The sequence below is a fragment of the Bacillus sp. FSL K6-1145 genome (assembly GCF_038003425.1).
Classification (GTDB): Bacteria; Bacillota; Bacilli; order Bacillales; family Bacillaceae; genus Bacillus; species Bacillus pumilus.
On record NZ_JBBOPC010000001.1, the window covers coordinates 973,972 to 993,216 of the forward strand.

20 protein-coding genes and 1 pseudogene are annotated in these 19,245 nt (G+C 39.9%); 10 read left to right on the forward strand and 11 right to left on the reverse strand.

Annotated elements, in window-relative coordinates:
• Positions 1-3: 3 nt before the first annotated feature.
• On the forward strand, positions 4-1,203 hold the full coding sequence (locus tag MHH41_RS04730) for a globin domain-containing protein (protein ID WP_340865792.1): 1,200 nt from the start codon (positions 4-6) through the stop codon (positions 1,201-1,203).
• 67 nt (positions 1,204-1,270) lie between these two features.
• On the forward strand, positions 1,271-2,695 hold the full coding sequence (locus MHH41_RS04735) for a SpoVR family protein (RefSeq protein ID WP_373466169.1): 1,425 nt from the start codon (positions 1,271-1,273) through the stop codon (positions 2,693-2,695).
• Between the two features lie 243 nt (positions 2,696-2,938).
• On the opposite strand, the gene MHH41_RS04740 is transcribed toward MHH41_RS04735, so the two are convergent.
• On the reverse strand, positions 2,939-4,303 hold the full coding sequence (locus tag MHH41_RS04740) for an alkaline phosphatase (RefSeq protein ID WP_321999223.1): 1,365 nt from the start codon (positions 4,301-4,303) through the stop codon (positions 2,939-2,941).
• 353 nt (positions 4,304-4,656) lie between these two features.
• Between MHH41_RS04740 and MHH41_RS04745 the strand changes: the two genes are divergently transcribed.
• The gene (locus tag MHH41_RS04745) at positions 4,657-5,490 is read left to right on the forward strand and encodes a C40 family peptidase (RefSeq protein WP_050945418.1); all 834 of its coding nucleotides are present in this window, start codon (positions 4,657-4,659) and stop codon (positions 5,488-5,490) included.
• Between the two features lie 135 nt (positions 5,491-5,625).
• On the opposite strand, the gene MHH41_RS04750 is transcribed toward MHH41_RS04745, so the two are convergent.
• From MHH41_RS04750 to MHH41_RS04760, 3 genes are read right to left on the reverse strand one after another with little or no spacing between them, the layout of a single operon-like run.
• The gene (locus tag MHH41_RS04750; RefSeq protein ID WP_003212420.1) at positions 5,626-5,916 is read right to left on the reverse strand and encodes a hypothetical protein; all 291 of its coding nucleotides are present in this window, start codon (positions 5,914-5,916) and stop codon (positions 5,626-5,628) included.
• On the reverse strand, positions 5,904-6,962 hold the full coding sequence (locus MHH41_RS04755; protein ID WP_003212471.1) for an anti-sigma factor: 1,059 nt from the start codon (positions 6,960-6,962) through the stop codon (positions 5,904-5,906). The genes MHH41_RS04750 and MHH41_RS04755 overlap by 13 nt, the downstream gene beginning before the upstream one ends.
• Positions 6,955-7,446, reverse strand: coding sequence for a sigma-70 family RNA polymerase sigma factor (locus tag MHH41_RS04760; protein ID WP_003211938.1), 492 nt, complete (start codon positions 7,444-7,446; stop codon positions 6,955-6,957). Before MHH41_RS04760 ends, MHH41_RS04755 begins: the two co-directional genes overlap by 8 nt.
• Before the next feature lie 372 nt (positions 7,447-7,818).
• On the opposite strand from MHH41_RS04760, the pseudogene MHH41_RS04765 reads away from it, so the two are divergent.
• Positions 7,819-8,420: pseudogene (locus MHH41_RS04765) on the forward strand (lysophospholipid acyltransferase family protein).
• A gap of 40 nt (positions 8,421-8,460) precedes the next feature.
• Here MHH41_RS04765 and MHH41_RS04770 read toward each other — a convergent pair.
• Positions 8,461-9,792 carry a hemolysin family protein gene (locus MHH41_RS04770; protein WP_034620023.1) on the reverse strand — a complete coding sequence of 444 codons (1,332 nt, stop codon included), beginning with the start codon at positions 9,790-9,792 and terminating at the stop codon, positions 8,461-8,463.
• Between the two features lie 58 nt (positions 9,793-9,850).
• Positions 9,851-10,291 carry a MerR family transcriptional regulator gene (locus tag MHH41_RS04775; RefSeq protein WP_034620022.1) on the reverse strand — a complete coding sequence of 147 codons (441 nt, stop codon included), beginning with the start codon at positions 10,289-10,291 and terminating at the stop codon, positions 9,851-9,853.
• A 334-nt stretch (positions 10,292-10,625) separates the two neighbouring features.
• On the opposite strand from MHH41_RS04775, the gene MHH41_RS04780 reads away from it, so the two are divergent.
• Positions 10,626-12,008, forward strand: coding sequence for a hemolysin family protein (locus MHH41_RS04780; protein ID WP_003210868.1), 1,383 nt, complete (start codon positions 10,626-10,628; stop codon positions 12,006-12,008).
• An 89-nt stretch (positions 12,009-12,097) separates the two neighbouring features.
• Positions 12,098-12,490: a hypothetical protein gene (locus MHH41_RS04785; RefSeq protein ID WP_050945415.1), complete on the forward strand. Its 393-nt coding sequence runs from the start codon at positions 12,098-12,100 to the stop codon at positions 12,488-12,490.
• Here the strand turns inward: MHH41_RS04785 and crcB (MHH41_RS04790) are convergent.
• From crcB (MHH41_RS04790) to MHH41_RS04800, 3 genes are read right to left on the reverse strand one after another with little or no spacing between them, the layout of a single operon-like run.
• Positions 12,487-12,852, reverse strand: a complete 366-nt coding sequence (gene crcB, locus MHH41_RS04790; protein ID WP_251191039.1) for a fluoride efflux transporter CrcB — start codon at positions 12,850-12,852, stop codon at positions 12,487-12,489. The two genes, MHH41_RS04785 and crcB (MHH41_RS04790), sit on opposite strands and share 4 nt — an antisense overlap.
• On the reverse strand, positions 12,853-13,248 hold the full coding sequence (crcB, locus tag MHH41_RS04795; protein WP_212046118.1) for a fluoride efflux transporter CrcB: 396 nt from the start codon (positions 13,246-13,248) through the stop codon (positions 12,853-12,855).
• Between the two features lie 5 nt (positions 13,249-13,253).
• On the reverse strand, positions 13,254-13,970 hold the full coding sequence (locus tag MHH41_RS04800; protein ID WP_050945413.1) for a glycerophosphodiester phosphodiesterase: 717 nt from the start codon (positions 13,968-13,970) through the stop codon (positions 13,254-13,256).
• Positions 13,971-14,277: 307 nt separating this feature from the next.
• On the opposite strand from MHH41_RS04800, the gene MHH41_RS04805 reads away from it, so the two are divergent.
• The 3 genes from MHH41_RS04805 (at position 14,278) to MHH41_RS04815 (ending at position 16,393) form a co-directional block, all read left to right on the forward strand.
• Positions 14,278-14,379, forward strand: a complete 102-nt coding sequence (locus MHH41_RS04805) for a YhdX family protein (protein WP_017360338.1) — start codon at positions 14,278-14,280, stop codon at positions 14,377-14,379.
• Between the two features lie 164 nt (positions 14,380-14,543).
• On the forward strand, positions 14,544-15,632 hold the full coding sequence (locus MHH41_RS04810; RefSeq protein WP_050945412.1) for a mechanosensitive ion channel family protein: 1,089 nt from the start codon (positions 14,544-14,546) through the stop codon (positions 15,630-15,632).
• A gap of 29 nt (positions 15,633-15,661) precedes the next feature.
• Complete coding sequence (locus MHH41_RS04815; RefSeq protein WP_371475034.1) at positions 15,662-16,393, forward strand: NAD-dependent protein deacylase; 732 nt, start codon at positions 15,662-15,664, stop codon at positions 16,391-16,393.
• A gap of 40 nt (positions 16,394-16,433) precedes the next feature.
• Here the strand turns inward: MHH41_RS04815 and MHH41_RS04820 are convergent, their stop codons facing one another.
• Positions 16,434-17,288: a polysaccharide deacetylase family protein gene (locus tag MHH41_RS04820; RefSeq protein WP_003211425.1), complete on the reverse strand. Its 855-nt coding sequence runs from the start codon at positions 17,286-17,288 to the stop codon at positions 16,434-16,436.
• A 296-nt stretch (positions 17,289-17,584) separates the two neighbouring features.
• Here MHH41_RS04820 and dat point away from each other — a divergent pair, with 296 nt between their 5' ends.
• Entirely contained in the window at positions 17,585-18,442 is an 858-nt protein-coding gene (gene dat / locus MHH41_RS04825; protein WP_050945410.1) for a D-amino-acid transaminase, read from the forward strand.
• A gap of 46 nt (positions 18,443-18,488) precedes the next feature.
• On the opposite strand, the gene MHH41_RS04830 is transcribed toward dat, so the two are convergent.
• On the reverse strand, positions 18,489-18,995 hold the full coding sequence (locus MHH41_RS04830) for a universal stress protein (RefSeq protein ID WP_003210990.1): 507 nt from the start codon (positions 18,993-18,995) through the stop codon (positions 18,489-18,491).
• Positions 18,996-19,245 lie beyond the last annotated feature (250 nt).

The window sequence follows — 19,245 nt, forward strand, 5'->3', positions numbered from 1 at the left end:
ACGATGTTATCTATAGATCAAATGAATGCTATTAAACAATCAGCCCCTCTATTAAAAGGCGAGGGAACCAACCTTGTGACTGTTTTTTATCAAAATATGATTCGTCAGCATCCAGAGCTACTCAATCAATTTAATCAAACAAACCTCATGAACGGAAGTCAGCCAGAGGCGCTTGCTGCGACACTATACCAAGCTGCACTGCACATCGATCGATTAGAAGAATTACTTCCTGCGGTCAAACAGATTGCCCATAAGCATGTCAGTGTGATGGTCAAAAAAGAGCAATATCCAATCGTCGGATATTACCTAATTGAAGCGATGAAAGAAGTGTTTGGTTTAACGGAAAAAGATGACACGCTTTTAGCTTGGAAGGCCGCATATGACATCATTGCAAATATTTTTATCACGATTGAAGCAGAAATGATGGAGGTGAATGTAAAGCAACCAGGTGGATGGGCAGATGTGAAGCCATTTGTGATAAAGAAAAAGGTACAGGAATCTCCAGCGCTGATCTCCTTTTACTTAGTACCAGAAGATGAATCAGAGCTGCCAATGTTTGAAGCAGGTCAATATATTACGGTTCAGGCAGATATGCCAGGTGAGGCTTATATGTGTAGCAGACAATACAGCTTATCAGATCACCATCATCCATCTTATTACCGCATCACAGTGAAGCGCGATGGTCATGTGTCTACATTTTTGCATGATGAAATGGAAGAAGGAGACGTTCTTCAAGTGAGTATGCCGCAGGGAATGTTCTGCTTGCAAGAAGCCACAAAAGAGCCTGTTTATTTCATTAGTGCTGGTTCTGGAGTCACGCCAATGATCGGTTTATTGAAAACAGCAGCGCAAAACAGCCATCCATTTACAATGATTCATGCAGATCGATTAGAGGATGTCACCGCTTTTGAAAATGAATTTGAAAGCGTTCTAGCATCAGCTCCGCATGGCCGCATCATCTTATGTAATGAACAATTTGCGAAGTCTGGTAAGGGTGAGCTTGTTGAAAAGGCAGCTTCCCGCATTGACCGTCTATTTCTTCAATCAGTGGTTGGAGAAGGGAAAGGCCAATTTTATCTATGCGGATCCCCGGTGTTTACACAGGAGATGATTTATATACTAAAAGAGCTGGGAATTCCAGAACAGAATATACATTTCGAGTCATTCGGCGGGCAATCCACAAAAGAAATGGAAGTCGTCTAAACGAATGGCGGAACATCATGTTTTTTTAGATACGCTCATATAGTAGGGATAAGTCCGATGAGGAGGGATGGTTTCCTTGAGCGTATCAGAAAAACGTCTTTTACAAAGAGCCATTGATGAAATTACAGAAATTGCAGAAGGATTTGGTCTAGATTTTTATCCGATGAGGTATGAAATCTGTCCCGCGGAAATAATTTATACGTTCGGTGCATACGGAATGCCAACACGATTCAGCCACTGGAGCTTCGGGAAACAATTTCATAAAATGAAGCTTCATTATGATTTAGGATTAAGCAAAATTTATGAGCTGGTCATCAATTCAAATCCTTGCTACGCCTTTCTACTTGATAACAACACGCTTGTTCAGAATAAATTAATTGTGGCTCATGTACTGGCACACTGTGATTTCTTCAAAAATAATTGCCGTTTCCAAAACACAAAACGAGACATGGTAGAAAGCATGTCAGCTGCGGCAGAGCGGATCAAAGAATATGAGCATCTTCATGGAACAAAAGAAGTTGAATCCTTTTTAGACGCCGTATTGGCTCTTCAGGAGCATATTGATCCGTCTCTTGTTCGTTCAAAACTAAGCTGGAATATCGGCGATGAAGAAGAATATGAAGATGACCAACCAAAGCGTCAGACGCCGTATGATGATTTGTGGGGAATGGATGAGCCGAAAATACGTGAGAAAAAGAAAATCGCCAAGCCATTTCCGCCAAAGCCGGAAAAAGATATTTTACTCTTTATTGAGGCGCACTCCCGGGAGTTAGAGCCGTGGCAGCGCGACGTCCTCACGATGCTGAGGGAGGAAATGCTCTATTTTTGGCCTCAGCTAGAAACAAAGATTATGAATGAAGGCTGGGCATCGTATTGGCATCAGCGGATAATGCGAGAGCTTGATTTGGATTCAAATGAATCGATTGAGTTTGCCAAATTAAATGCTGGCGTGGTGCAGCCGTCAAAAACAGGCATCAATCCTTACTATTTAGGTTTGAAGATTTTTGAAGATATCGAAGAGCGCTATGACAACCCATGTGAAGAATTAAAAAAAGCAGGGGTGACAGAAGGATCGGGCCGCAGCAAAATGTTTGAAGTAAGGGAGATTGAATCAGATATTTCCTTCATTCGAAATTACTTAACAAAAGACCTTGTGATGAGAGAAGATTTGTACTTGTTTCAAAAACAAGGGAGAGATTATAAAGTCATCGATAAAGAATGGAAGGCTGTTCGTGATCAGCTAGTCAGCATGAGGGTCAATGGCGGCTTTCCTTATTTGACCGTGATGGATGGCGACTATTTAAAAAACAATGAACTCTATATTAAACATTGGTATGAGGGCATTGAACTAGATCTGAAATACTTAGAAAAAGTACTCCCATATTTGCATCAGCTATGGGGAAGAAGTGTGCATATCGAATCCATTCTTGAAGGAAAAGAAGTCATGTTTTCGTATGATGGAAAAGGAGTTCATAGAAAATATCTCGCATAAAAAAACAAAAAAAGATGTCTCTTAGCAGACATCTTTTTTTGTTGACAAAGTGCTAAAATGATTTTTATTTTAGCACTTTGTCTTCTTTTCAGCGTGATAGAAAACCTTTGAAGTCTAGGAAGGGCAGCTACTTTTGCGGAGCGAATTTGACATTCGTGAGCACCGGCGCGCAGACCTGACAACGAATGCGAGGGTTTGTCTACACGCTGAGATGTCTCTTAGCAGACATCTTTTTTGTCAGTTTTATTGGTTTTTCAGCAGCTTGAAAATGTGTTTTGCTTGATCGGTGTTTTCCATCAGACCTTTTAGCTTTTGGCTTGTTGGGCCATACGCAAAGAATGGCACTTCATCGCCCGTATGACCTGATGTGGTCCAGCCTGTATGTGATCTCACGTTGATCACTTCTTCAATCGCATCATCAATTTTAACAGTATCCTTTGTTTCAGCGGCCTTTTGAATAGAGGCCATTTCTTCTGTTGTGAAATCAAGATCGATATATTGTTTCAGCGCTGATTCAACAGGCATGCCACTGACGATTTTGTTTGCGAGAAAATCTGGGGTCTTTTTCGCTGCTTTTACCGGTTTGTAATCCCAGCTACCTGAGCCGTCTGCCCCAAAGGAAAGTCCGCCAGTTGAATGATCGGCAGTGGTGATGACTAACGTATTTTTATCCTTTTTTGCAAAACGAATCGCTTCTTCAAATGCTTTTTCAAAATCCTTCATTTCACTCATGGCACTCACAATATCATGATCATGTCCTGCCCAGTCAATTTGACTGCCTTCGACCATAAGGAAAAATCCATTTTTGTTTTTAGACAGCTGTTTAATGGCTGAGGATGTCATGTCTTGCAGGGAAGGGGTCTTTTTATCACGATCAATCGCTTTATCAAGACCGCCATCAGCAAAAATGCCTAACACCTTTTGGTTTTTGTTTTTTTGTAAGGCATCTTTATTGGTGACATAATCATATCCGGCTTGCTTAAATTCCTTCGTTAAATCACGATCCTTTCGGACAAAATCGACGAGACCTCCGCCAAGCATGACATCGACTGTATGCTGTTTACCGATTTTTTCATCGAAGAAATCATCAGCGATGGCTGCTGTGTTTTTTCTCGATACATCGTGAGCCGCATACGCAGCAGGGGTGGCATTTGTTAATTCAGAGGTCACGACAAGACCCGTCGATTTTCCTTTGCGTTTGGCTTCTTCTAAAACGGTTTTTAATTTTTTGCCGTTTTTGTTTACACCAATGGCATTGTTGTATGTCTTTTTACCAGTTGCCATGGCTGTACCAGCTGCGGCAGAATCAGTGATATTGCTTTTCGAGTCGTTAGGGTATGTTTTATGCATGCCAGTAAGGTAAGGGTCAAACGCTGTTTGCTTTGAAAGGTCTCCGTTGTGCTTAAATGAACGGTAAGTTGAAAGATACGGTGTTCCCATGCCATCCCCGATCAGCACGATCACATTTTGTACGTCATTTTTTGGCTTCTTTTTAGCCTCTGCTTTGTCAGCCTGTCCAAATTCAATTCCTGAAAAAATGCCAATCGATAGCACAGATGCTGCCGCCACTGCAGCGATTTTCGTTTTCGAGCTTTTCAACACACTCATTCATTTTGCCTCCTCAATGTTTATGTATCGCTCTTACGTTTACAATGGTAGAGCAGAATTGTGGATTCCCATTTACAGGATCGTAAAGTTCCCTTTAAAATTGTAAAGGCCCGCTTTACATAGAATGAGCCAAAAAGAGAAATGAATGTATCATTTATCCATGACAAGATGCGTTTATTTTGTCATGATTGTGTAATGAAAATGAAATATAAAGAACCCTAAAAAAAATAAATTTTGCCGAATTAATAAGCATAATGTCGTAGGAAGTCAAGACTATTTCTTCTGGTATTTGATCCTTATAATAGTAAGTAGATAAAAATTCGGATCTCGATAGATACATACAGGAGGAACAAATGAAAAAACAATTGATCACAGCTGCAAGTGCAGTTTTACTTGGGACGACATTATTTGCCGGAGCTGCCTCAGCACAATCAGTAAAAGTTCAAAAAGGTGACTCTCTTTCTGTTCTAGCGAAAAAATATAAGACAAGCGTGAGCAAGATTAAATCAGACAATAAGCTGAAATCTAACACGATTTATGTTGGACAAACGTTAAAAGTAAATGGTACTGCCGCAAAAAAAACAACGAAAACATCCAAAACAACAACAAAAGTAAAAGCGGCGTCAGCCACAGCCACTCATAAAGTTGTGAAAGGTGATACATTATCTAAAATCGGCAAAAAGTACGGCATGACTGTAAAAGAGCTGAAATCGTTAAATAAACTCAAAACAAACCTGATCAAAATTGGGCAAAAGCTAAAGGTCAAAAAATCGTCTAAAAAAGTGAAGACAACACCTGTTAAAGAAAAAACAGTTTCTGCTTCTTCTTTAAACACGTCTAAGCTTGTATCGGATGCTAAAGCGCACAATGGCACACCATATAGATGGGGTGGAACGACACCAAAGGGCTTTGATTGCAGCGGGTTTATGTGGTATATCATTAACAAACAAAAAAAGATTTCGAGACAAACAACTGAAGGTTTTTGGGGATCAATGAAAAGCGTATCTTCTCCAAAGGTTGGCGATTTTGTGTTCTTTACAACATATAAATCGGGTCCGTCTCACATGGGTGTCTACATTGGGAACAACAAGTTTATTCATGCTGCTTCCGATGGTGTGACGATCAGTGATATGAATTCAAGCTACTGGAAGCCGATTTACCTTGGAGCGAAAACTTTTGTAAACTAATTTATTTTAAGAGACTGCTGATGAAGCAGTCTTTTTTATTTGCGCTGTAGACTTAAGAACATAAATCGATATTCAAAAAAGCCCGTGCGACTTGGCATTAGTCAAGTAACACGGGCTTTTCATTTTGAGAACGGCTTAAAAGCCTAATTGAAGATCGACATCGATCGATACGATGGCATAGACACAAAGAATGACAAAGATATTCAGAACGACACCAAGGAACCCAGGGCCCGTACGGCCTTTTTTAATGAACAGTTCAATAATGCCAAATGGAACTGCGGCCATTGCAAAAGGAAGCATCTGAAAAGAATAAAATGTCACATTACTGATAATGGCGAGGTTCAGCATGAGCAGAGATAATATCGCTGTACCGACAGAAATCCAGCCAAATACATTATGCTCTTTAAAAATTCTTACCAATTCCATAATTCCACCTCGCTCACTTTTGCCGTTTTAATGCGTTTTGTCTTCACGAATTTCTCGATTTCTTTCGAAGGACCTGTGATCACAGAGCCATAAATCGTGACACCATTTTGATTGATATAGCGTATGCGGTTTGACAGATCCAGTTCAGATCTGCCAGAGATCGTTTTTGCCCAGGTTGGGTGCTGATTGACATAAGTAAGGGCATCTTTAAATTGATCTACCTCTGTTTTTGATGTGTGCTGAAGCTCTTTTAAGAATTCAGAGTCTCTCCCAGGAAAGCCAATTGGCCGCTGATTCTCGCTTAATGAATCCTCTGTTTTAATCGCATTCCAGAGCACTTTCATATCATATTTTTTAGCAAAGGAATAAACGTCCTTTGGTGTATACGCTTTGTCATAGGAGACATACACTTCACTGACTGTTCCTTCAGGAAGCTTGTCTAAAGTAGTGAGTGTTTGTTTTTTTGATGCATCTGCCTGAGTAGAAGGATGGGTAAAGAAATCCTCCGTATCGCGTGCGCTGTCACCATAATATGAGATGGTAGGCTGCTTTAATTTATCGAAAAACATCTCGATTTGCTCACTGCCAATGGCTTCTGTTTTATTGCCAATTTGTTTTTGCAGCTTCAATTCGGTGTTCATTCCAAAAAGCTTGACTTGGCCTTTTAAATCCTTCATATCAATCGCCACGTTTGGTTTCGTCAAAGCGACTGTTACAGCGGCTGTTTCCATGAAGTGATTCCCTTTGCTCTCTGCTCCGCCAACGCCGTAGTATAGATAACTTCCTAATGTACAAAGCGGTAAAATAATAAGTGTAGAGATGACAGCAAGTACAGAAATACGTAAATAAGACTTTCTTTTTCCGTATTGCAAGATGGCTTTTTGCTTTTCAGGACTGATGGAAAAATCGGTCCAATCCGAGTCGTTCAGTTCCTGACTTAAGCGTTTTTCGTTTTCTTCAAGCTCTTCTTCAAACGCTATCATTTCTTCCTCGTTCATCTCACCATTATTATATTGTTCCCATCGCTTGTTAAACTCTTCATTCATCATTAACACCTCTGTTGTAAAGTGCTTTTAGGCGCTGCCTTGCACGAAATAAAACACTTTTAAAATTTGCTTCAGTAATATTCATGACCTTGGATGCTTCCTTGTAATTCAGTTCTTTTAAATAATACAATGTCAACGCTTCCTTGTAGTTATCTGGAAGCTGTTCCAAATACATGTTGAGGACTTCTTTTATTTCAACCTGTTCAGCAGGGCTTTGTACAGACGTTTGTAAAAGGCCGCCAATAAGATCATCCGATATGGTCACTTCTTTTTTATGTTTCCTGACATAATCAATAAAAGCATTTCGTGCCACCTGAAATAACCAAGGTTTCACTTTGCTATGGTCGTAGGAATGAATATGTATATAAGCACGCATAAAGGTTTCCTGCAATAAGTCTTCTGCCAAATGTTTGTCTTTTGTCATGGAGAGCAGAAACCTGTAAACATCGTTCATATACATTTGATAAATTTCATCGATCGTCACTGATTTTTCTCCCCTCTATGTTATACACGCATAAGAAAGGCATAAAGTTGCACGAAACTTCTCAATACCGTACAATACTCATTTCTTTCGCCGAATCAAAATCATTTCTCCTTATCATAGCGAAATTTGCGTCATTTATAAAGCATTTTCAATAGAACAAATCAGGAAAAAACCTTAAAAAACGACAAAATTGGACACAATTCCTCTTCTATTCTCTCCTAAAACCATAGACCTGAATACAGAAAGAACGATGATTTAGAAAGAAAAATGATGTGATGGTTTGGCTGTTTCATGAAAATTTTAGTACCAGGTAATAAAAAATTTGTTATAATAGAAACAAATCCTTCATTCTTCAAACAAAGGAAGTGCACTATGTATAAATTTTCAGGCTATACCATTAAAGTAGTATTTACTCTCCGAGGCGAATCAAAGTATATCAAAAAGAGAATCTGCCAACGGATCGGGGATTTGTCATTGCATGTACACATGAGGGTTTTGTGGATGTTCTTGCATTAGGCGCAGGAATTCTTCCGTTTGAGATCCACTACATGGCGAAAAAAGAATTGTTTGCAAACAAATGGATCGGTGGATTTTTAAAGAAGATTCATGCCTTTCCAGTTGATCGAGAGAATCCTGGGCCAAGCAGTATTAAAACGCCCATTAAATTATTAAAAGAGGGAAAGATCGTCGGGATTTTTCCAAGCGGAACACGTACAACAGAGGATGTACCTTTAAAAAGAGGTGCGGTTACTATTGCACAGCTCGGTAAAGCACCAATCGTTCCAGCAGCGTACAAAGGACCGTCCAATGCGAAAAGTCTTTTCAAAAAGGGGAAAATGCGCTTAATTATTGGTGAACCGATTGAGCAGTCAGAATTTGAGCATCTGCCGCCAAAAGAACGATTAGGTGCCATGACGGAAGTATTAAACACGAGAATTAAAGAACTTGAAGCTCAATTAATGGAAAAGGCATAAGAAAAACGACCGCTTGCTTTGGCAAGGGTCGTTTTTTTTCTTAAGAAGCGCCTTCTTCAGCGGCTTCTGCTAATTGTTCATTTAACTTTTTGACCTCGATATATACCACATGGTGTCCATCGACTTCATTAATGATAAATTCATAGCCTTGCTCACGAATGGTGTCATTTTTCTCAACTTCATATTTCTGAGTAAGGAACCAGCCGCCGATCGTATCGACTTCTTCGTTATCAAGCTGCGTACCTAAGAGCAGGTTGACTTGGTCCACTAGAACCTTTCCATCAAAGATGTAATGGTCTTCTCCAAGTTTACGCACTTCGTTGATTTCATCCATATCGAATTCATCACGAATTTCACCGACGATTTCTTCAAGGATGTCTTCTACAGTCACAAGACCAGCTGTACCGCCGTATTCATCTGATAAAATCGCCATGTGTACACGTTCACGCTGCATTTTGAGCAATAAATCATGTACAGGAACGGTTTCAATCACATGAATAATTGGATTGACAAACTTTTCGATCGTATCACTTGTAGAACACTCACCGCTAATGCATGCAGTAAGAACCTCTTTAATGTTCAGAACACCAATCATATTATCTTTATCGCCATCTTCAATTGGATAACGTGTATATTTCTCTACCTTGGTCACCTTCAGCATTTCCTCAATGGTAATATCATGAGGGAAGCTGACAACTTCGGTACGAGGAATCATAATTTCTTTCGCCAGACGGTCATCAAATTCAAAAATTTTATTTACATATTTGAATTCAGACTGGTTAATTTCGCCGCTTTTATAGCTCTCTGATAAAATAATCCGCAATTCTTCTTCAGAGTGCGCCATGTCATGCTCAGAAACTTGCTGAAGACCGAACGCTTTTGTTAACAAACGAGCAGATCCATTTAATACCCAGATAAACGGGAACATCACTTTGTAAAAAATCATGAGCGGTCTAGCAAAAAGAAGAGATACTTGCTCCGCCTTTTGAATGGCGAGTGTTTTTGGTGCAAGTTCTCCAACCACAACGTGTAAAAACGTCATAATACTAAACGCAATAATAAAAGTGACAATAGAACTAGCTGATTGAGGAATGGACAGCTCTACAAATAGTGGAGCAAGCATGTGCGCAATTGTTTCTTCCCCTAACCAACCAATACCAAGGGCGGTAATGGTAATACCGAGCTGACAGGCCGACAGATACTCATCAAGGTGAGTTGTGACATGCTTGACAGCAACTGCTGTTTTATTACCTTCTGCGATTAACTGATCAATTCTTGAGCTTCTTAAGCGAATGATCGCAAACTCTGATGCAACGAAAAATGCGGTTAAAGCTATAAGCAAAGCAACTATAAGTAAATTAACTATGTCCAATTAAGGCCTTCGTTCTGACTTTGAGAACGAAGGTAACACCTCCTGTTTAGTAAAAATTTTAACTTAACAGCAGTAAAAATGATTGGACAGCCGTCATCTTCTCAGGTGTAAGCTGCTCTTTTAATTTTTCACGTTGTTCTGGTTGAAGCTGCTTACAACGTACCAAAATGCGGTCCATATGCTCGTTCATCCGATCGATATCAGATGTTAAATGGACAAGTTCATCAGGATCTTCCTTTTGAGAAGGGAATTGTTCATCTAATCTGGATTTGATGTCAGAAAGAGCCAATCTCTGCTGTTTGCAAAGAACGATTAATTGTAATCGTTTTAAAGCATGTTCATCGTAATAACGATAATTTGAGCAAGATCTAACAGGCGCAAGCAACCCTAGATTTGTATAATAATCTACAGTACGTTTCGTCACCTGTGCAATCTGTGCTAGTTCACCAATACGATACTTTTTCTCAGCCCCATCTGAACATCTCCTCCTAACCGTCACGTTATAGTTTATGAAAATAGTTTAATATAATTCTAGCCTGAAATACAAGTTAATTGTTCATATTTCCTGCCGATATGAAGAGGAGAAAGGGATTTCTCAGTCTAAATTGTCCTGTCAAATTTAACATAGTGATACAGGAATTTTCAGATTATTTATGGTAAGATAAAATGAAGACCGTTTCATATATATGTAGAGAAGCGGATTTATACGTGAACCGGAGGTGGTTAAGTGGGGCCCTCAATATAGTCTTATTTAATCAGTTAACCGTTTTGCAAAACATAACATCATCAATCAGGAGGTGACTCCTTGTTCTTCTAAGAAAGAGCAAGGTTAAATGGACGATATTGTTAATCTGAGTATAGTCGGTGTTTTGATTGCTTTAACAGCTTTCTTTGTTGCATCTGAATTTGCCATAGTAAAGGCAAGAAGCTCAAGAATTGATCAGCTTGTTGCCGAAGGGTCTAAAAAGGCCATCGTGGCGAAAAAGGTGACATCAAGGCTGGATGAATATTTGTCAGCCTGTCAGCTCGGTATTACAGTGACATCCCTTGGTTTAGGGTGGATTGGTAAGCCAGCTGTAAAAGAACTTTTGGTTCGAGGTTTCGGTTTGACAAACATTCCTGATTCAGCAATCAGCCTGATCTCAGCAACACTTGCGTTCTCTATTATTACCTTTTTGCATGTAGTCGTCGGTGAGCTTGCACCAAAAACACTGGCGATTCAAAAGGCGGAAAAAATGACGCTCTGGCTGTCAGGCCCGCTGCATGCATTTTATATCCTAATGTTCCCTTTCATTTATGTGTTAAACGGGTCAGCCCGTGTTCTAACCAAAATGATGGGCATCGATATGGGGTCTGAAAAAGAACAATCCCATTCTGAAGAGGAATTAAAGATTTTATTATCTGAGAGCTTAAAAAATGGGGAAATCAACCCATCAGAATATAATTATATGAACAAAATTTTCGACTTTGATAATCGAATTGCCAGAGAAATCATGGTCCCGCGGAGAGAAATTTGTGCCATTCCAGAAGATATGCCGCTGGATGAAATCCTCTCCATCATGACGCAGGAGAAGTATACACGCTTTCCTGTGTTTTCAGGAGATAAAGACCATGTCATCGGCATGCTGAACAAAAAGCAGCTCTTTGCAGATCTTGTGTATCAAGGAGAAAAAGATCAACTGAAGATTCAAGATTATATATATCCAGTGATTGAAGTCATTGACACGATTCCTATTCAAGAGCTTCTTGTCAAGATGCAGCGCGATCGAATGCATATGGCGATTTTAACCGACGAATATGGCGGAACGTCTGGACTTGTCACAACAGAAGATATTTTAGAAGAGATTGTTGGAGATATTCGAGATGAATTCGATGAAGATGAGCAGCCGGTTATTCAAAAAAGAGCCGATCATCATTATGTTTTAGATGGCAAAGTCAGATTAGATGAAGTTCAAGATTTGATTGAAATGTCATATCATGATGAAGAAATTGATACAATAGGCGGGTTAATCTTAAATGAGAATATTGATATCCGAGAAGGACAATCCATTTATCTTGATGATATTCGGATGAAGGTCTTGGAGATGGATGGACGCTATGTGAAAAAGATCGACCTAAAGAAAGGCGTCACATCATCAGAAAAAGGAAATACACGCACAGGGCTTGATATAAAAGAGCCGCTGTTAGTAAATGAAATGACCTTGAGCGAAAAATAAGCTCAAGGTTTTTTTAGGTATTTAGTCTCTTTTTACGAATGTTCGTTCGGGTTATAATGAGAACAAACGTTCGATAGAGGGGGATGGATATGCTTTGGTATGAAACAGCCAGTATCACGGAGAAAAAAACCTCAATGAAACGAATTGAGTTTCATTTGAAGAATTTTAAAAATTACCAGGCAGCGATTTTAAATATCGAAAGACAGCTTGAAAAAAGAAGTACGCATCATTTGGATCACATGACACGGAAGAAGTTAGAAGAGCAAAAAAATCAGTATGAACTCATCGTTGCTTGTATTGAAACAGCACTAAAAGAGTTGGATGAGATAGAGAAGCAGCTCATCGATTACAAATATTTTCGAGATTGGCGGATGGCCAAGTGTGCGATGGAAATCGGCTACAGTGAAAAAACCCTCTTTTTAATGAAGCGCCAGCTTATGGATCAATTGCTCATTAGCTTAGCTGCGATCACCAATATTTAAAAAAGGTGTTGTCCTATTTGATAGAACGCAGTAAAGAGACAGAAAGACCCGATGATTGTCGTCAATAAGTAGACAGCAAGTTTTCCGATTTGCCGCTGCTGTAGCATGGTCGCAGACTCTACACTAAACGTAGAGAATGTTGTAAAGCCACCGAAAAAACCTGTTCCAATGATCACAAGCAGCGGATGATTAGCAGTCACGGCACCTGTCAGTATACCTAAACCGGCAGCACCTAATAAGTTGATGAGAATAATACTGTACGGGAATCGAGCATGAGACTTAGATTTCTGTATCGTTTGGCTAATGAAAAAACGAAGGACGCTGCCAATCCCGCCGGCAATAGCTGTATATAAAACGATCATTTATCTGCCTTCTCTCTGCTGCTTATTTTGATGAAAGAGTCGTTGAGCTAGCATTAGTCCACATAAGGCAGCCGCTACTCCTGCAATGACTGAGAGCAGGATGTAGATCACACTTGAAGTGATTTGCCCGGTCTGTAATAAAAGAATCGTTTCTTTAGAAAAAGTGGACATTGTCGTAAAACCTCCGCAAAATCCTGTTCCGATCAAAGCGGCAAGATATTTTTTTCTCTTTTGGAACATAAAATATCCTGTTGAAAAACCAAGAAGCAGACTGCCTGTCACGTTTTCGATTAGCGTTGCATAGGGGAATGTTTGGCTGACAATCGATTGGCTTAGTTCATATCTGCAAAGTGTCCCAATCAGTCCACCAATAAATACGGCAAGATACGCTTTCATTTACATCATTTCTCCTTTAGAAAAAATAGCGGATGATCCGTCACGACACCATCAACGGGATATTTTTTAATCCGATCGGCTGTTTTTTGATCTTTCACAGTCCATATAAACACATCCATCCCGAATGTGTGGATGCGGTCTATCCACCATCTATTGATCATCGTTTTTTTCATATTAAGACAATTTGCAAACGAGCTGTATGCCGTTAACTTTCTTTTCGTCAGTTTAAATGCATTAGGCTTTATAATCAAAGCTGTTCGAAGAGAAGGGGCGAAAGCTTTGATTCTTTGCAGTGCATGATCGTCAAAAGATTGAATCATGATATGACGAGAATAGGCAAACCGATTGACGATGCGGGCAACTGCCTTTTCAATTCCTATCTGCCGTTTTGGGTGTTTGATCTCGATCAATATCCCGATCCGCTGGCTGTATCTTTCAAGAATTTCGTGTAATGTTGGAATTCGTTCATTTGTGTACTGTTGGTCAAACCAGCTTCCTGCGTCCAGTTTTTTCAACTGATCGAGTGTATAGCTTTTGACTAAGCCGTTCCCGTTCGTCGTTCGGTCAACTGTATCATCATGGATTACAACGACGTGCTGGTCCAATGTGAGCTGTACATCTAATTCAATATAATCTGCACCCTGCTGAACAGCTAAATCAAATGCAGCAATTGTATTTTCTGGGGCAGCGCTTGATGACCCTCTATGCGCAATAATATACACATGCTCCAGCTCCCTGACTTAAGTTCTGGTCTTATCATATCAAATGCTTTACCGTTTTTCCTTCTTTACTATATGGACGAAAGAAGAGCTGTATGTAATGGTGAATCGGATTGCTAAGAAAGTATGAGAATACAAATGTAAAAAGTTGCAGGAATATCCCAAGCCATGATTGAGTAAATCTGAAGTACATCAAATTTTTCTTCGATCAATTTTGTCCAAATCGTCAGCGTTCGCCAAAATATTAGTGCTTTCGTCATGTTGACTGAAAATTCTGATGTTTTATAATGATGAAAAGGAGGCGAGATGATTGGGTAAAGGGAGAATTAGAGTGGAAGAACGTATTAAGGCCGAAACGGATGCTGAAATGTTTAAAGCGACTCTCCTTGATCAGGCTCAGAAGAAAAAGTAGTTTGCTGCCCGTCGATATGTCTCTAGCCAAAATTTCATAATTGAACATCATGCCTCGGGACTGATCCCGAGGCTTTTTATTTAGAGGTCAGACATTTATGAGAGGACATAAACGAAGGTTATATTATAAACTAGAGAGGATTGTTTTAAAGGAGAGAGACAAACATGATTACACAAAAATGGATGGATACATATTTTACAGTAGATGTTGCGATCCAAATCGGTATTAGCCTTTGTATTTTATTGCTTTTTTTATTGCTTCGGAAAGTATTTACGAAGTACTTATTTCATCTTCTCTTTAGGCTGACCAATCGGTCTAAAACGGAGGTCATTAACCAAATCGTTGTGGCATTCGAAAAGCCAGCCAGACTGTTTTTTGTTGCACTTGGGTTATATTTTGCGTTAAGACAGGCACCATACTTTGAGCATCATATGGATGTCATCGTCAAATTATATAGATCCTCCATTATATTGATGCTGACATGGGGGCTTTGTAATCTAACAGCAGCTTCTTCTTTCTTATTTCAAAAAGTAAATTCGAAATTTGAATTAGAAATGGATGATATTTTAGCGCCCTTTTTATCAAAGGTGCTTCGTTTCATTATTATTGCACTAAGTATTAGTGTCATTGCACAGGAATTTAATTATGATGTAAATGGACTTGTGGCAGGTCTTGGTCTAGGGGGTCTAGCCTTTGCGCTTGCTGCACAGGATACGGTGGCGAACTTTTTTGGAGGGGTCGTCATCATTACAGAGAAGCCTTTTACAATGGGCGACTTTGTGGAGACGCCAAGTGTTCTTGGGACTGTCGAGGACATTACATTTCGAAGTACAAAATTTAGAACACCTGCTGAAGCTGTCGTGACAGTTCCGAATTCTACGCTTTCAAAGGAACCAATCACGAACTGGACGAGAATGAATAAACGCCAAATTACGTTTTCCGTACGCGTATCCTACAATACACCAAAGGAAAATCTGGACCATTGTATCAAACGTCTCAAACAAATGCTTTATGAGCATGATGGGGTGCACAAGGAGACAATCATGGTGAATCTCGATGTACTGGCAGACAGTTATTTGAATTTATTTTTTAACTTTTACACAAACACGACGGCCTGGGCTGAAAACCTGAATATCAAACAGGACATTAACTACCGTATTATGGATATCTTCCATGAAGAAGGTGTAGAATTTGCCTTCCCTGGACAGACCATTTACATGAAACAAAAAGGTGAAAAACAGCTGAGTGAATAAAGGAGGAAGGATGCGTGGATCAAACAAAGGTGGCAGTGCTAAGAGAGAAATTAACGCAGGCTTCACATATAATGGTGCTTTCAGGTGCGGGGATGAGCACGGAATCAGGTATTCCCGATTTTAGATCAACGGGCGGCCTATGGACTGAAGACACCGCTCGCATGGAAGCGATGAGCCGCTCCTACTTTTTATCAAACCCTTATCAATTCTGGCCGAAATTCAAGGAATTGTTTCAGATGAAAATGAGCGGGGAGTACGAGCCGAATAGCGGGCATACCTTCTTAGCAAGCCTTGAGAAACAAGGAAAACTTGTAGAGATTTTTACCCAAAATATTGATGGCCTGCATAAAAAAGCAGGAAGCCAGCATGTATATGAACTTCACGGCTCCATTCAAACAGCTACTTGTCCATCATGCCAAGCGACATATGAATTGCCTTATTTATTACAAGAAGAAGTGCCTGTATGTCTAAAGGTTTCCTCAGACGGACGGACATGTGGGCAAGTGCTGAAAACAGATGTTGTCCTTTTTGGAGACAGGGTTAAACATTTTGATCAAGTAGAGAAATCACTTCAGCAAGCGGACCTTCTGCTCGTCATGGGAACCTCCCTAGAAGTAGCGCCAGCAAGGTATATTCCTGAAGATGCGGCTCAAAATCCTTCCATCTTCAAGGTGATGATGAATTTGAGTGAAACAGAATACGATCCACTGTTTGATCTTGTCTTTCATGAGCGAATTGGTGATCTCGTGAAAGCTTTATAAATCATCAAAAAACCCGCATCCAATAGGTGCGGGTTTTTCTTTATTGCTGCAGCGGCTCCATTGTTTCATCTAGGACTTCAAATGTATAGCCCTTTGCTTTTAGCTGTGTGAGCAAACTGTTTAAGTATTTTGCTGTCGCTGGCTGATCGTGCATTAAGATGATCTTTGGTTCCTTTGGATGTTTTGTCTCTAGCACTTGCAGCTGATTCAATACTTCTGGTACATATTTTGAGCTTTTATATTTCCAGTCAAGACTGTCAATTGTCCAATCCCAGTAGATAAAGCCTTTTTGTTTTAAACGTGCTTTTTGCTGATCGGTTAAATTTGGGGCGCTGCCATAAGGTGTTCTCACAAGGTGTGTATACTCTCCTGTGACAGAAGCCAAAATGCGCTGATCTTCCTTCATCTCATTGACGGGAGAATCACTTTTTTGATAAAAGCGTTTCACATCGTGTGTGATCCCATGAAGCCCTAACTGATGACCTTCTTGATGAAGTCTTTTCACAGCTGCCGGATGTTCTTTGATCTGTGGTCCAAGCATGAAGAATGTGGCCTTTACTTGATGTGCCTTAAGCACATCTAAAAGCTGGTTTGATGTCGCTGACGGACCATCATCAAAGGTTAAAAAGATCGTTTGATCCGTTACGTGTTTGTTTGGGTTGATCTTAAAATGTGCATCTAATGTTTTCGTAGAATCATCTTTTGCTTTCAGACTTGTGCTTGTGTCTCGGAATTGACTGCTCGCAGACATTTTAGCCGGCTGGTCTGCTGCCTGCATATTGGTTTTAGATATATCCCAAATAAAAAAGAGGATCAGTGACAGAATCACTAAACCAATCGCCTTTGAGAGCAGCATCGTGTTTGAAGGTGTCTGTTTTTTCGTAACCCGTTGCATTACAATCGCTCCAATAAATCAAAAATTTTTGTCGAATCATGTAGTAGATTCTGTCTTTTTTCACTGTTTTTTGTCGTGTTTATATGGAGTAAGTATACAGGAAAAAAGAGCCTATGAATATAGAAGATGCTAAAAAATTGGAATCTTTTTGGTTATGAGTCTATCTTTGTTACAATAGAAAGTTGACCATTTATCATGATGTGAAATAATTCTGAATAATCATTGAAACATACCCATTTATCCGCTAAGATAGCATCAGATTCAACCATTAATGCGAAGCGAAGGGGAGATTCCGTATGAAAGTATTGTATAATGACGATTTCATTGAAAAAAAGGATGCACATGTGGATATTGAAGACAGAGGCTATCAATTTGGTGACGGTGTCTATGAGGTCATCCGTGTATACAATGGGAATTTGTTTACATTAAAAGAGCATACAGAGCGTTTGTTCAAGAGTGCAAAAGAAATCGGCATTCATCTTCAAGGTGCAGTATCAGATATGGAAGAAAAGTTAAAACAGCTCGTCGCCCATAACCAATTAACAGATGGCGGTGTGTATATTCAAGTCACACGGGGCGTCGCACCTCGTAAACATCAATATGGCAATTCTCTCACTCCTCAAATCACAGCATATACGTTCCAGGTGAAAAAGCCTGTTCATGAGCAGACAGCTGGTGCAAAGGCTATATTATCTGAGGACCTTCGCTGGTTAAGATGTGATATTAAAAGCTTAAATCTTTTATATAACGTCATGGAAAAACAGAAAGCATCTGAAGCTGGTGCGTTTGAAGCCATTCTGATTAGAGACGGTTTTGTGACAGAGGGTACTTCCTCGAATGTATATGCCGTCATTGATGGCGTGATTCGCACACATCCCGCAAACAATTTTATTCTAAACGGCATTACCCGTAGAAAGCTTCTTGAAGTATGTGAAGAAGAGGGATGCAGCGTTGGAGAAACGCGTATAAGTAAAGAAGAGCTGCTGCGCGCGCAGGAAATCTTCATCAGCTCGACGACGGCTGAAGTCATTCCGATTGTTGAAATTGATGGTCAGCCAGTAGGTGAAGGCGTTCCAGGAGAGTTAACAAAGCGTGTACAGGAAGGCTTCCAGCAAAAAATTAAACAGGAAAGTGAAGCATCGATTTCTTCATAAATAAAAAGAGGCTGTAAACGAATGTTTACAGCCTTTTGTAATTCTTTTATTTTACAATAAGCACAGGTATATCTGATTTTGATGATAACTTTTCACTTACACTGCCAAAGAGCATTTTTTTCAATCTGCTTTGGTCACGTGCTCCCATGACGATGAGGTCTGCTGATATGTCTTCAGCATATTCGATAATCGCTTCCGCTGGTTCCCCCTCAACAATTTCAATCGCAGCTTCAAACTGCTCCTCATTTAAAAGCATTCTTGCTTCTGCAACGACCTCTTCTGTATGATCTTCAAAAATTAAGGGACTTTGCTGTTCATCATGAGGTACATACACAGGGGGTGTTTGAAGGTCTGCCATGCCGCCGCCGATATAAGCTCCGCCAGTCATTGGGCGCGGTGCATCAAACACCTGTCTGCTTGATTTGCCATCATGTGCATAGGCAACGGTCAGCTTGGCATTCAAGGTTTTGGCTAAAGCGATTGCCTTTTTTAATGCTTTCTTACTGTCTTCATGTCCATCAAACGCAACGACCATCCGATCAGCTTGAAACAATGTCCTCATTCCTTTCAAAAGGAGTCTTTACACTCATGGTATACCCGTTATCTGAAAAAGATACACATGAAGGTGGTGAACTTTTTGTTAGAAAATTTCATTTATTGAAAAATATTTATTGACAAAATGGTGACAGCCACTATAAGATAAAAAAAGATTCAAGAGCCAAAAGGAGGAAATGTCATGTGCAACATTGGAAGAATGAAATCAAACTGCATGAATGGGTTGATTCACGTGACAATTACACCTT

What these genes read in the sequence shown, in the direction of transcription:
- MHH41_RS04730 (WP_340865792.1), top strand. Translation starts at nt 4, where the DNA reads ATGTTATCTATAGATCAAATGAATGCTATTAAACAATCAGCCCCTCTA.
- MHH41_RS04735 (WP_373466169.1), top strand. Translation starts at nt 1,271, where the DNA reads ATGGTTTCCTTGAGCGTATCAGAAAAACGTCTTTTACAAAGAGCCATT.
- MHH41_RS04740 (WP_321999223.1), bottom strand. Translation starts at nt 4,303, where the DNA reads ATGAGTGTGTTGAAAAGCTCGAAAACGAAAATCGCTGCAGTGGCGGCA.
- MHH41_RS04745 (WP_050945418.1), top strand. Translation starts at nt 4,657, where the DNA reads ATGAAAAAACAATTGATCACAGCTGCAAGTGCAGTTTTACTTGGGACG.
- MHH41_RS04750 (WP_003212420.1), bottom strand. Translation starts at nt 5,916, where the DNA reads ATGGAATTGGTAAGAATTTTTAAAGAGCATAATGTATTTGGCTGGATT.
- MHH41_RS04755 (WP_003212471.1), bottom strand. Translation starts at nt 6,962, where the DNA reads ATGAATGAAGAGTTTAACAAGCGATGGGAACAATATAATAATGGTGAG.
- MHH41_RS04780 (WP_003210868.1), top strand. Translation starts at nt 10,626, where the DNA reads ATGGACGATATTGTTAATCTGAGTATAGTCGGTGTTTTGATTGCTTTA.
- MHH41_RS04785 (WP_050945415.1), top strand. Translation starts at nt 12,098, where the DNA reads ATGCTTTGGTATGAAACAGCCAGTATCACGGAGAAAAAAACCTCAATG.
- crcB (WP_251191039.1), bottom strand. Translation starts at nt 12,852, where the DNA reads ATGATCGTTTTATATACAGCTATTGCCGGCGGGATTGGCAGCGTCCTT.
- crcB (WP_212046118.1), bottom strand. Translation starts at nt 13,248, where the DNA reads ATGAAAGCGTATCTTGCCGTATTTATTGGTGGACTGATTGGGACACTT.
- MHH41_RS04810 (WP_050945412.1), top strand. Translation starts at nt 14,544, where the DNA reads ATGATTACACAAAAATGGATGGATACATATTTTACAGTAGATGTTGCG.
- MHH41_RS04820 (WP_003211425.1), bottom strand. Translation starts at nt 17,288, where the DNA reads ATGCAACGGGTTACGAAAAAACAGACACCTTCAAACACGATGCTGCTC.
- dat (WP_050945410.1), top strand. Translation starts at nt 17,585, where the DNA reads ATGAAAGTATTGTATAATGACGATTTCATTGAAAAAAAGGATGCACAT.